Origin of the sequence: Thermanaerosceptrum fracticalcis (assembly GCF_000746025.2) — a bacterium.
GTDB lineage: Bacteria > Bacillota > Peptococcia > DRI-13 > DRI-13 > Thermanaerosceptrum > Thermanaerosceptrum fracticalcis.
This window is the reverse complement of record NZ_CP045798.1, coordinates 2,260,357-2,273,017: the sequence shown is the minus strand read 5'-3', so window position 1 is coordinate 2,273,017 and position 12,661 is coordinate 2,260,357. Positions and strand designations below refer to the sequence as shown.

The 12,661-nt window shown below is 47.0% G+C and carries 10 protein-coding genes; 6 read left to right on the top strand and 4 right to left on the bottom strand.

The features are described from left to right. Positions 1-323 precede the first annotated feature (323 nt). The 5 genes from ftsE (at position 324) to BR63_RS11565 (ending at position 6,105) form a co-directional block, all read left to right on the top strand. On the top strand, positions 324-1,010 hold the full coding sequence (gene ftsE / locus BR63_RS11585) for a cell division ATP-binding protein FtsE (RefSeq protein ID WP_034420332.1): 687 nt from the start codon (positions 324-326) through the stop codon (positions 1,008-1,010). Next, entirely contained in the window at positions 1,007-1,894 is an 888-nt protein-coding gene (gene ftsX / locus BR63_RS11580) for a permease-like cell division protein FtsX (protein ID WP_034420331.1), read from the top strand. The genes ftsE and ftsX overlap by 4 nt, the downstream gene beginning before the upstream one ends. Before the next feature lie 292 nt (positions 1,895-2,186). Then, complete coding sequence (locus BR63_RS11575; protein ID WP_051965434.1) at positions 2,187-3,347, top strand: murein hydrolase activator EnvC family protein; 1,161 nt, start codon at positions 2,187-2,189, stop codon at positions 3,345-3,347. 330 nt (positions 3,348-3,677) lie between these two features. Beyond that, the gene (locus tag BR63_RS11570; RefSeq protein WP_051965433.1) at positions 3,678-4,829 is read left to right on the top strand and encodes a S41 family peptidase; all 1,152 of its coding nucleotides are present in this window, start codon (positions 3,678-3,680) and stop codon (positions 4,827-4,829) included. Positions 4,830-4,842: 13 nt separating this feature from the next. Then, positions 4,843-6,105: a PDZ domain-containing protein gene (locus BR63_RS11565; RefSeq protein WP_153802006.1), complete on the top strand. Its 1,263-nt coding sequence runs from the start codon at positions 4,843-4,845 to the stop codon at positions 6,103-6,105. Here BR63_RS11565 and BR63_RS11560 read toward each other — a convergent pair whose 3' ends face one another. From BR63_RS11560 to BR63_RS11545, 4 genes are all read right to left on the bottom strand, one after another. Then, positions 6,106-6,588: a hydrogenase maturation protease gene (locus BR63_RS11560; protein ID WP_034420329.1), complete on the bottom strand. Its 483-nt coding sequence runs from the start codon at positions 6,586-6,588 to the stop codon at positions 6,106-6,108. 152 nt (positions 6,589-6,740) lie between these two features. Continuing rightward, positions 6,741-7,325 (bottom strand): cytochrome b/b6 domain-containing protein, encoded by a 585-nt coding sequence (locus tag BR63_RS11555; RefSeq protein WP_034420328.1) that lies wholly within the window; start codon positions 7,323-7,325, stop codon positions 6,741-6,743. A gap of 286 nt (positions 7,326-7,611) precedes the next feature. Next, positions 7,612-8,991, bottom strand: a complete 1,380-nt coding sequence (locus tag BR63_RS11550; RefSeq protein WP_034420327.1) for a nickel-dependent hydrogenase large subunit — start codon at positions 8,989-8,991, stop codon at positions 7,612-7,614. After that, the gene (locus BR63_RS11545) at positions 8,991-10,205 is read right to left on the bottom strand and encodes a hydrogenase small subunit (protein WP_051965432.1); all 1,215 of its coding nucleotides are present in this window, start codon (positions 10,203-10,205) and stop codon (positions 8,991-8,993) included. Before BR63_RS11545 ends, BR63_RS11550 begins: the two co-directional genes overlap by 1 nt. Before the next feature lie 422 nt (positions 10,206-10,627). Here BR63_RS11545 and uvrB point away from each other — a divergent pair, with 422 nt between their 5' ends. After that, positions 10,628-12,604, top strand: coding sequence for an excinuclease ABC subunit UvrB (uvrB, locus tag BR63_RS11540; RefSeq protein WP_034420326.1), 1,977 nt, complete (start codon positions 10,628-10,630; stop codon positions 12,602-12,604). The last annotated feature ends 57 nt before the right edge of the window (positions 12,605-12,661 follow it).

The following is a 12,661-nucleotide window of genomic DNA, read 5'->3' as shown; positions in this document are numbered from 1 at the left end:
GTATTTGTTATTACTATCGGGGTCGGTAGTCGGCGGTCGGAAGTCGGCAATTGGAATTCGGTTCACGGTTAACAGTTAACGTTCCACATTCAACAGGTGCGGGGATCGGGTAACGGGTAGTAATAAAAATAAGTGACTGGGTTTAGTACCCGGTCATTTTTTTTACGGGAAGCGGGTAGCCGGAGACGGGCGGCGTGCTGGAAAATTCTACTTTTTTATTAATTTGCTAGTGTTTTCCAGCAGGATTTCCTCAGGAATTGTCGAACAAAGAGAGAGTTAGGGAAAAAAGGAGACTATTCGCAGTCTAGAATGAGGTGATTTTGATGATACAGTTGTTTAATGTCTCTAAGACATATGAGGGAGAGGTCAAGGTTGAAGCCCTGCGCGATATCAATTTACATATAAAAAGAGGGGAATTTGTTTTTCTCGTGGGACCCAGCGGTGCCGGAAAATCAACATTGACACGATTAATGATCCGGGAGGAACTGCCGAGTAAAGGGCAGATTCTTGTCGATAACAGGAGTTTATTAAGGATGAAGGAGAGGGAAGTTCCTTATTTTCGCCGTAAAATAGGTTTTATTTTTCAGGATTTTCGCCTGCTTATGGAGAGAACTGTTTACGAAAACGTCGCTTTTGCCATGGAGGCCATTGAAGCCCCCAGCAGTGAAGTGAGAGAAAGGGTTCCTGCTGTCTTAGAACTGGTGGGCTTAAAGGACAAGCTCTCTGCTTATCCTCATCAACTTTCCGGCGGGCAGCAGCAGCGGGTCTGCATTGCCCGGGCTATTGTCAATAATCCCCTGCTGATTATTGCCGATGAACCTACCGGTAACCTTGACCCTGATACGTCCTGGGAGATCATGAATTTACTTTTGGCCATTAATAAGCGAGGCACAACGATTGTTACCGCCACCCACGATAAAGAAATGGTGGACCGCATCAAACGCCGTGTTATTGCTCTGCAAAACGGGAGAATTGTGCGGGACGAGGAAAGGGGTGGCTATCAGGCGTGAGGTTGAGCAGTTTACAATACGCTGTCCGTGACGCTTTTCGTTCTTTAAAACGGAATAAGGTTATGAGTATGGCTTCTATGGCTACGGTGGCCATATCCTTGCTAATTCTGGGCTGTGCCTGGCTCCTGGTGCTGAATACCCAGTATCTGGCCACAACCATGGAATCTGAATTAGAGATTAATGCTTATTTACAGCTGGATGTACCCCGTGACAAAGCCCTGGCCATGAAGAAACAGTTGGAAAGTCTGACAGGCGTAGACCAGGTAACCTTTGTGCCTAAAGAAGAGGGACTTAAGCTCTTGGAAGAGCGTTTTGGCAAAGATACCGACCTTTTAAAGGCCCTGGGTGGGAATAACCCTTTACCGGACATGTATCGTTTAAAAACGAAAGAAGCCCCGCAGGTGCCGCTGGTAGCCGAGGAAGTGGCTAAGATTCAGGAGATTGAAAAAGTTCGTTACGGACAGGGTATGGTGGAAAAACTGCTGGCCCTGACCAACTGGCTTCGTTCCGTGGGAATAGTGGTGATTATTGCCGTAGGGTTGGCTGCTGTTTTCTTAATTGCCACAACCATCAGGCTAACTGTGTTTGCCCGCCGCCGGGAAATCGGCATTATGAAACTGGTAGGAGCCACCAACTGGTATATTCGCTGGCCTTTCTTCCTGGAAGGGATGTTCATCGGTCTTACCGGCGCCCTCATTGCTGTGGGTACATTACACTTTTTCTATAGTGAACTTGTGAAAAATGTAGCCCTCACCATTAACTTCCTGCCGATCATGACGGATAAGGCTGTGCTCTATGAGGTTTATCAATACCTATTCATCATTGGAACTGCTCTGGGGGCTATGGGCAGTGCTATCAGCCTGCACAGGTTTCTGAAGGTGTAAACTAGTTGTTAGTTGTTAGTTGATAGTTGTTAGTTGATAGTTGGTAGTTGGTAGCGGACGATTTCCGTTTTCCGATATCCGACGTCTTTTTTGGCGAATACGGCTTCGCCTCCCGATATTCGATATCCGACGTTATGTAACCGATATTCAAAGATTTTATTAAAAAATTTACTAGCAAGCTGTTAAAATTTATTGTCGGTAGTCGGCAGTCGGTAGTCGGAGAGCGGAAGTTGGCAGTCGGAATTCGGCAATCGGAGTGCGGTTCACGTTAAAGGGAGAGGGGGTAAGAGCGTTGGTACCTTTTTTCAGGCAGAACAAATATCTGGTAAGTGTTCTATTGCTCCTTACCTTTCTTTTGGTAATGGTCCTACCTGTTTCGGCTCTTTCCGACTATGAGCGGAAATTAAAGGAACTAGAGGAAATAAACGAAGCTATTTCCAAGTATGAAAACCTATATAATCAAAAGAAAAAAGAGGAACGCCGGGTCCTGGGTGAGATTCGTACCTTAGAATCGAACATTGACGTGCTGGAGGGCCATATTAGTACTCTCAAAAAACAAATCCTTAATACAGAAACACTCATTAATTATACCCAGCAGGATATCAACAAAACCAATAAACTGGTGGAAGAGAGGACAAGCTATTTCAACAAGAGGCTCAATGATATCTACCAGCAGGGTAATGTAAGCTACCTGGAGGTACTCCTGCAGTCCACCAGCATTACAGACTTTTTAACCCGTTTTGACCTTTTGGAGAAAATCGCTGCTAACGATGTAAAACTCTTAAAAGAATTAGAACAGGCCAGAGAGGTCCTGGAAGAGAAGAAGGCCCAGTTAGAAGAAAAGTCGGCCCAGCTTAACTCCATAAAAGGCCAAAAGGAAGAAAAACAGCAGCAACTGGAAATCCAGTCGAAACAAAAAGGTGTCCTTCTAAAATCTATCCAGGAACAAAAAGAAGAATATATTCGTGCCCTTGATGAATTGGAAGAAAGCCAGAAAGAGATAGAAGAATTTATCAAAGAATGGCAGGCCAAACACCAGCAGGCTTATATGGGTTCCGGCAAAATGGGCTGGCCTGTCCCCGGTTACAGCAGGGTCTCCTCAGGTTTTGGTTACCGGACCCATCCAATTTTTAAAGTTAAAAGGTTCCACCCTGCCATTGATATCCCTGCTCCTGCCGGCACCCCTGTTGTAGCTTCTGAGAGAGGCAAAGTTCTTTATGTGGGAATCAAAGGGGGCTATGGCAGGGCCATTATCCTCGATCACGGCGGCGGTTATTCTACCCAGTATTCCCATCTTTTGTCCTATGTCGTAAAGCCCGGTGACACGGTGGAAAAAGGCCAGAAAATAGGCACGGTGGGCAGTACGGGGTGGAGTACAGGACCTCATTTAGACTTTATTGTACGTATCGGTGGAGTGCCCCAGAACCCTCTGGCCTATGTGAGCCCGAGGTGAGTTTACTAGTTACTAGTTGCTAGTTACTTGTTCTTAGTTTTTAATTACTAGTGCCTTAGGGATAAATAGCGTGTTCACAAATACCCGGGGATAACGGGTATTTTTTCTTATATTGGTTATTCAGATGTGGGCAGTCGGTAGTAGGAAAGCAGAGGTCGGTTATCATTAAGATAATTCCTTTCATTGTTTTATGGGGCTTAATATTGTAATATGATATTGCATATTAATAGTAGAGTAATATGCAGCAAAAAATATAAGGTCGGGGAGCGGGAGTCGGCAGTCGGAAATCGACGCTTACAGGAGGCATAACTAGACAGGCAGGTGGAGAGATTGACAGAGGGTCGCAAAATTCTTAAAAACATCATCACTATTCTTACGATTATCAGTTTTACAGTAACGACAGTGGTAGGTTTTGTTCTTATTACGAATTACCAGGAAATTGGCCGCATGGCCCAGGTAGCCATCATGATCAAAACCCAGTACCTTGAGGAAGTTCCCATGAAACAAATTATGCAGGGCGCGGTTAGGGGGATGGTCACCTCTTTGGGGGATCCCTATTCAGCCTTTATGGATGCCAAACAGTTTCAGGAACTGCAGCGCCATATCCAGGGTTCTATCGGAGGTATTGGCATCTATGTGGGAGAAAAAGACAAAAAACTTACTGTAATGTCTACCATAGAAGGTACCCCTGCCTCTAAAGCAGGTATCAAAAGCGGGGACATCATCATTAAAATTGATGATAAGTTCACCAATGAACTGGAAATGGATGAGGCCGTGGCCATGATGCGCGGCAATCCCGGTACTCAGGTTACGGTAGGGATTATGCGTGAGGGAGTGGCCAAACTCCTTGAGTTTACTTTAACCCGGGAAATTATCGATATACCCACAGTAGAAAGCCAGGTACTCCCCAAAAACAAGAACATCGGTTATATTCGCCTGAAAATGTTTGCCAGCAATTCTGATGAGGCCATGGGCAAAGAACTGGAAAAGCTCTTGAATTCAGGGGTTAAAGGTTTAATCCTGGATCTCCGGGATGACCCGGGGGGAGACTTGGATGCCGCGGTAAATATTGCCCGGTATTTTGTTCCAAAAGGTCCCATAGTCTATACGGTAGATAAAAGTGGGCGTACTTCCACTTATGCAGACGCTACAGGTGATAATTTAAAACTCCCGCTGGTGGTGTTAATTAACGAAGGCAGCGCCAGCGCCTCCGAGGTACTGGCGGGGGCTATTAAAGATACTAAATCAGGTATATTGGTGGGTGAGAAGACTTTCGGTAAAGGGATTGTGCAAATGGTCTTCCCGCTGGGGGGAGGAGACGGGCTTAAGCTTACCACCTCAAAATACCTGACACCCAATAAAGTCGATATCCATAAGAAGGGTATTGAACCGGACATCAAAGTTATACTTTCGCCAAAAGATAAGGAAGATGTACAATTAAATAAGGCCATCGAGGTATTGGAAAGTAAAATTGGCAAATAAGGGGGGGAAATAAGTGGCAACCTTTCTGAAGCTCGTCCCCTTAATGGTTACAAGCATTATCTCCTTGTTAACTTCGCCTCTTTTCTGGATGATTGTAATTTTAGTGGGTTTCCAGTACAAACGGATGGCGCGCAACAAAAGCTACCAGTTTAATCTGCCGGAAGAGCCGGTATGGCGTCCAACCCTTATTGCGGCACTCTTTGGATTGGGCGGCGGGATTATCGGGAGTTTCCTGATGATTCTTGTAGGTGTCTCTGTACTGGAGGTAGGCGTTAATTACCTGTGGCTTACGGCCATTGCTTTAATGTTTATCCAGCAGCGCTTTTTGTGTTTTGCCTATGCAGGGGGTGTTTTATCCCTGAGCAAACTCATTTTTGGCGTACCGGAGCTCTCTATACCACAGCTCATGGCCCTGGTAGCCATTCTCCATATGGTTGAATCGTTACTTATTCTCTTTAGCGGGCACCTGGGTGCGGTGCCGGCCTATATTCGAGCCCATGATGGGCGTGTGGTGGGAGGGTATAACCTGCAGAAATTCTGGCCCTTGCCCCTGGTGGCACTGGCCGCCTGGATTTATCCCAATACGGAAGCGCTGCAGGGGGCAGTACAGATGCCCGATTGGTGGCCTCTTATTAAACCCGAACTCTTGAAAGGTTCGGGAGAGACTGTGTATATGATGATGCCTGTAGTAGCTGCTCTGGGTTATGGTGACATAGCCTTGACCGCCCTGCCTAAGGATAAAACCTACAGGTCAGCTTTGGAACTGGCCGGTTACAGTCTGATTCTGCTGACCTTAGCCATCACGGCCAGCTACTACCCTGCCCTGGCCTTTCTTCCCGCCCTCTTTGGGCCCTTTGGCCACGAATTTTTGATTTATACGGGGCAGAAACGGGAACTGCGGGGCAAGCCTGCCTTTGTCCCCCCCGAAAGGGGCATCATGATCCTGGATACGCTACAGGATTCCCCGTTGAAAAAAGCAGGTGTGAAGCCGGGTGATATCCTGCTTTCCTTGAATGGGATACCTGTGAACAGCGAATACCAGGTGGAAACCTTGCTTTTGGATGCGGGGAAAGTTGTTGAGATTGAGTATCTTTCTGGAAAAAGGCGAAGTTTTCGCCGGGCCCTGGTCAACAGGGGATTTGGTAAACCCTTGGGCTTTATCCCGGTACCCAACTGGTATGAACACAGTTACATGGAAGTGACCGGTTCGGTAAGCTTCTTAAAAGGTCTGTGGCAGCGGTTAATAAACAGAATTAGCTACAAGAAAAGGCCTTAGCTAAAGTGTGCTAAGGCTTTTTTCTTTCATTTTTTTTATTTCTTTTTTCGCAAGTTCCAAAAGTCGGGGCAGGCTTTTTCTTACTTCTGACGACATTGCTTTACCCCAGGTCAGGTTGAGGGGTTCTATCCCCAGGATAACCATCTCTTTAGGCCCTTTAGTACCCAGCTTTTCCAGGTAGGAGGCCAGGCTGACCTGGTGGAGGGAGAAAGGTTCCTCCTCTGGGACCAAATCCGTGATGTTAAGCCGATGTAAATTACCTGGCTGGCCGCCGGCCTGGATACAATCAAGGACTAGAAGCCTTTCCGCCTGCCATAAGGTGGAGAGAATAGCGCCGGGATCGATACCTGCAGGTACTACTCTAATTCCCGGTATGTTTTCTTTTTCCAGTCTTTCTGCGGCAATGATGCCTACCCCGTCATCTCCACACATGATATTGCCCAGGCCTAGGACGATTATCTCGTTAGTTTTTGCCAGGTCCAAAATGCTTCGACCTCCGATATCCGAAATCCGACTTCTGACTGACTTAATCGCTGCCCGCTACCAACTACCCGAAAAAGTATCGGGAAGCGGGAAACGGGAAGCATTAGTCACTGCCAACTGCCAACTAGCAACTACCAACTATCAACTAACAACTACTTCCGCCTCAGATAACCACTAAAAATGGCCTGGAGTTTAGCCGGGTTTTCTGTGAGGGCTAAATAGATATGGACGGGAACGGTGGCGGCAAAATACACGGCCAGGTAATAGTGTAAAAGGCGGACCGAACTTATATTGAGATAAGGTGTAAAGAAGTCCAGGAAAGGACCCTTGAGTTTAAGAGTCAGTCCTGTTAAGGACAGTCCCAGACTGGTGAGATACCAGGAAGTATAGATTAACTTTTGTCCGGGATTATATTTGCCATAAAAAGGGTGGTATTTTTTCAGGAAAAAAGCGTAGCGAAGGAAGCCCGGGAACTCCCGGAGGTCTCGCCAGCTGAGGATAATATGGTACCATTGTTTGCTAAAGATATAGTAATATGTGTAGCCTGCCAGGTTAGACATAAAGATAAAGGCACTGGTGGCGTGGATTGTTTTTATTGTTCGCATAGGAAGCCCCTGGATGAAGGGATAGGTAATGTAGAAACCGCTGATAATGAGAAAGATGGTGGTAAAGACTAAAGTCCAGTGAAAGAGGCGCGTGGCCAGGGTTTGATGGAGAACCTTTTCATTTTTGAGCATGGATACCTCCTTTTATTAGTTGTTAGTTGTTAGTTGTTAGTTGTTAGTTGGTAGTTACGGACGCTCCCCGTTTACCGACCTCCGACTACCGACTTCCGACAATTCTGTACTAGAACATGAACTTGAGAAGCAACTAAATTCGGAAATCGGATATCGGATATCGGAAGGCGAAGCCGTATTCGCCCAAAAAGATATCGGATAACGGAAAGCGGATATCGGAAATCGTATAAAATATCGGAAGTCGGTTGGTAGAAATCGAATGTCGGAAATCGGATTTCGGTTATGGTTACCTGGCCCGTGTCACCTGCACGGCGCAGGAAAAGCAGGGGTCGAAAGAACGCAGGATACGCCCTACGCTAAGGGTGTTGTCCAGGTCCTCCACAGGGGCCCCGATGAGGGCCTGTTCGGCAGGACCGCGCTGACTTTTTTCGTCTCGGGGTGAAAAATTCCAGACCGAAGGGGTGATTACCTGGTAGTGGCTGATTACCCCTTTTTCTATTTTCACCCAGTGACCCAAGGCACCTCGCATAGCGCCGGTTAAACCGATTCCCTGAGCGTTGGGTAAGGGCTCATAGGGGTATAAATGGGGCTGCCCCGGAATAATTTCCATAATCCAGCGGGCCAGGAGTTTGGAAATTTCCCGGGCTTCCAGGGCCCGGGCCACCAAACGATCCATGGTGGAAATGCCGTTACGGTACGTTCCTTTGACCCAGAGCCGGGCCAAAGGGCCTGTTTCCATAGGAATTCCCTTATAACGGGCAGCTTTGTTCCAGGTATAGGCCAGGGGTTTCTCCCGGTCAGGAACGGTTTTACCTTGATAGGGGTGTTGGGTTGCCCCCTCTTTATACCAGGAGTAGGTTATATCCTCTGTAATAGCATTCTGATCAAGCTCCTGGGGTTCACCGGCATTGATAACAACACCCGAAGGATAATAAGGCTTTCTCTCTTTACCTTCCGGGAAGAGACCAAAATTGAGCAGGTTGGAATAACCGGTGCCGATCTTATAGTAATCGGAATAATAGCGGCTAATGATGTCTACATCCTGGAGATAGACATTTTCGATAAAACTTGTGACCTCCTCCAGGAGTGACGCATAAGTAATGATTTTGTCTCTGTCGGGAGACTGGATATTGCCCGTGGGAATAATGGTTTGAACATGGGGGGCCTTGGCGCCAAAAGTGGCCACCATCTGGTGGCATTTCATACTTATTACCAGTCCTTGCCAGTAATGCTCCAAGAGTTTTTTTTCCAGTTGAGCCGGGAGGCGGTAGTCTCCTCCAAGGGGTTTAGGTCTAAAAGGAGCCTGTTCGGATCCCCGTATATAGTCAGCTAAAGAAAGAACATAAAACTGGCGCAGGTGGTTTTGTAAAAAATCGGCGCCGAAGATCAAATTGCGCAGGAGTTCACCGTTTTGGGTGGGAACGAGACCATAGGCATCTTCCAGGGCATAGGCTGCGGCTATGGCATGGGCGGAAGAACAGATACCGCAGATGCGCTGGAGAAAAAGGGAAGCATCGCGGGGGTCACGGCCCACAGCCATTAATTCAAAGCCTCGGAAGAGCTGGTTGGTAATGGTGGCTTCCACTATTTGACCGTTAGCTACTTCAATATCCACCTGTAAAGGCTCATGAACCCGGGTAACGGGGAAGATGCGTTTTTTTACCACTAGATTTTCTTCCTTCCTCGCGGTACCAATTTATTCATCTTATTAATTAACCCCTCTTTCTTACGAAGGTTATGGTCTATGAGAGTTTCCTGTTTGTGGAGAACCTGATCCAGTTTGTGCATGATAATTTCTTCTTGTTTAACTTTCTCCTGAGATGTTTCGTCTGTATCCACAGTACCTTGCAGCCAGTGTTTACCCAAACGGCCTGTAAGCACATTAAAGGTAAGATGGCTCCCAATACCCAACGCTGTAATTGCTCCGGCAATTTTCCCAACTGTTAGGGGATTGATAGGCTTGAGGCTTGTCTGGAGGTTGGAGAGATGCTGAAAGAAAGGCATTGTTGCATCGGGGAAGCCTGGATTGGCACAGCCAATGCAGGGGGCACCCGCTTCTACCGGCCAGTTTATGTGGTTGTTCCACTGGCGTACAGGGCAGTCCGCAAAAGTCACAGGACCTTTACAACCCACTTTAAAAAGGCAGCCAGGTTCCCCGGGATAAGAGGCAAATTTGCCGGCTTCAAAGTCTGAGCGGCGGTGACAGAGGTCATGAATGGTCTGGCCGAAAAACATCTTGGGCTGGTTATAGTCATCCAGCTCGGGCTCACCATACATGACGACATGGGCTATGGTACCCGTCATCCAGTCAGCATTGGAAGGACAGCCAGGGACATTAATGACTTTGCGGTCTATGACCTGCCATACTCCCACTGCTCCTGAAGGGTTGGGAAAGGCGGCGGTGGGGCCGCCATAGGCGGCACAGTCACCCACGGCTATCACATGTTTGGCTTTTTCCGCAATGAGTTTGAGGGCATCTATTCCCGTATACATCTTGTTGTTATACTCGAAGACCATATTGTACCTTCCCTGGTCCTTTGTAATCACAGACCCTTCCACTACCAGGATGTATTCGTTGGGGTGATTATCCATTGTCTCGAATATGGCCTGTACAGCCTTTTCTCCCTGAGCTTGCATCAAAAGCCAGTGGTATTTTAGGTCGATCATATCTTGAAGCAGTACCTTGAGGTTGGGATTTACTGCGTTATCCAGGCTGATGGACTCGCCGGTGCAGGTACCCAGCTCCAGCCAGATAAGAGGAGGTTTGGGAATCAATTTTTGGACAAAAGCCTCAGCCATTTCCGAGATGAGGATATTAGATAATCCCAGGGAAAGGGAAGCTGTAGCACAGAGTTTAAGAAATTCCCGTCGTGTGAGCAAAGTTTCACCTTCTTATTACGACTGCCGACATCCTATCTCCGAATATGATAATTATTTTAGGGCCTGCTATTCTTGTAATATTTATAGGGCCTTTCCTTATTTTTCAGCAAGATTAAACATAATTATGCGTAGGCAAACAAAAGGTATAATCAGTATGTTGTGTAAAATTGTTTGTACCAGTAAGCAAGTTTCTTTGTCGGAAGTCGGAGGTCGTAAATCGGTAGTCGAACTGTAGTAATACGAAGTACTCTTAATTATGGTATAATTAAATGATATAATTGCTGTGTCCAATACCGATGGGGACATTCCCGTCCCTTTTTCCGATTTCCGTTTTCCGACTTCCGAAGTTCGCCCCAAATCACTAGTAACTAGTAACTAATAACTAGTAACTTCTTCAGATAAGCGTAAGTTGGTGATATAACATGGAAAATCTCTTTAAGTTAAAATCTGAATATCAGCCCCAGGGTGACCAGCCCAAAGCCATTGAGGCTCTGGCCAATAATATCCTAAAAGGGCTTAAACACCAGACCTTACTGGGGGCTACCGGTACCGGGAAAACTTATACAATGGCTCATGTCATTCAGAAAGTGCAGAAGCCTACCCTGGTCATTGCCCATAACAAGACTTTGGCCGCCCAATTGTGCAGCGAATTTAAGGAATTTTTCCCCGATAATGCCGTAGAATATTTCGTTAGTTACTACGACTATTACCAGCCGGAGGCCTATGTTCCCCAGACTGATACCTATATAGAAAAAGATGCTTCTATTAATGAGGAAATTGAGAAACTGCGCCATTCGGCCACGGCAGCCCTTTTTGAAAGAAGGGATGTTATTGTGGTGGCCAGTGTTTCCTGTATCTATGGCTTGGGTTCCCCGGAGGAGTACCGGGACCAGACTTTGTCCTTACGCGTAGGACAAACTTATGATCGTGAAGCCATTCTCAGGAGACTTATCGATATCCAGTACGAAAGAAATGACATCAATTTTGTCCGCGGTACTTTCAGAGTACGCGGCGATATCATCGAGGTATTTCCTGCCTCCTACGGGGAGAAAGCTATCAGGATAGAACTTTTCGGTGATGAGGTGGAGAGAATTGTTGAGGTAGATGTCCTGACCGGCGAGGTTTTGGGACTCAGGCGCCATGTCAGCATTTTCCCGGCCAGTCACTATGTCACAGGCAGGGAGAACATGGAGCGTGCACTCATTGATATAGAAAAAGAATTGGAAGAGAGACTCTCTGAGCTGCGCCGTGAGAATAAAATCCTGGAAGCAGAGCGTCTGGAACAGCGTACCCGTTATGACATGGAGATGATGCGGGAAGTGGGTTTTTGCTCCGGGATCGAGAATTATTCCCGTCACTTAACGGGAAGGCAACCCGGAGAACCTCCCTATACCCTGCTGGATTATTTCCCCCAGGATTTCTTACTTATCATCGACGAGTCTCATGTGACCATTCCCCAGTTGGGCGGCATGTACGAAGGGGACAGGTCCCGTAAGACAACTCTGGTGGAACACGGGTTCCGGCTGCCCTCTGCCCTGGACAACCGTCCCCTGCGTTTCCCCGAGTTCGAAAAAATGATTAATCAGGTTGTCTATGTTTCGGCTACTCCCGGCCCCTATGAACTGAAACACAGCCAGGCAATCGTGGAGCAGATCATTAGGCCTACCGGTCTCCTTGACCCCGAAATATTTGTCCGTCCTACCAGGGGGCAGATCGACGATCTTTTAGAGGAAATAAAGAAACGGGTAGACCGGGATGAACGGGTTTTAGTCACAACCCTCACCAAGAAAATGGCGGAAGATTTAACTGACTATTTCCGGGAGATGGGGGTTAGGGTACGCTATCTTCATTCGGAAATAAAGACCCTGGAACGCATGCAGATTATCCGTGATTTGCGCCTGGGTACTTTTGATGTCCTGGTAGGTATTAACCTTTTACGGGAAGGATTGGATCTGCCGGAGGTATCCCTGGTGGCCATACTGGATGCTGACAAAGAAGGTTTTCTGCGTTCAGAACGTTCCCTTATCCAGACCATCGGTCGGGCTGCCCGTAACGTCAACGGACAGGTTATCATGTATGCCGATAACATCACAGACTCCATGCAAAAAGCCATCGATGAAACCAATCGCCGGCGTAAAATTCAGTTAGCATTCAATGCCGAGCATCATATCACGCCCAGTACTGTGAAAAAAGCGGTCCGGGATGTGATTGAAGCAACCATGGTGGCCGACACCAAAGCTATTTATGAGACAGATACGCATAAACTTTCGAAAGAAGAAATTAAACGTCTTATTGCTAATCTGGAGAAAGAAATGAAAGAAGCTGCCAAACAGCTGGCCTTTGAAAGGGCTGCCCAGTTAAGAGACGCCATCATTGAACTGAGGGGGCAGCTGTACTAGTTACTAGTTACTAGTTATTAGTTACTAGTTGGTTGTTGTTAGTTGGCAGTTGGTAGT

Coding starts and splice junctions, on each gene's coding strand:
- ftsE (WP_034420332.1), top strand. CDS start 324: ATGATACAGTTGTTTAATGTCTCTAAGACATATGAGGGAGAGGTCAAG.
- BR63_RS11555 (WP_034420328.1), bottom strand. CDS start 7,325: ATGCTCAAAAATGAAAAGGTTCTCCATCAAACCCTGGCCACGCGCCTC.
- uvrB (WP_034420326.1), top strand. CDS start 10,628: ATGGAAAATCTCTTTAAGTTAAAATCTGAATATCAGCCCCAGGGTGAC.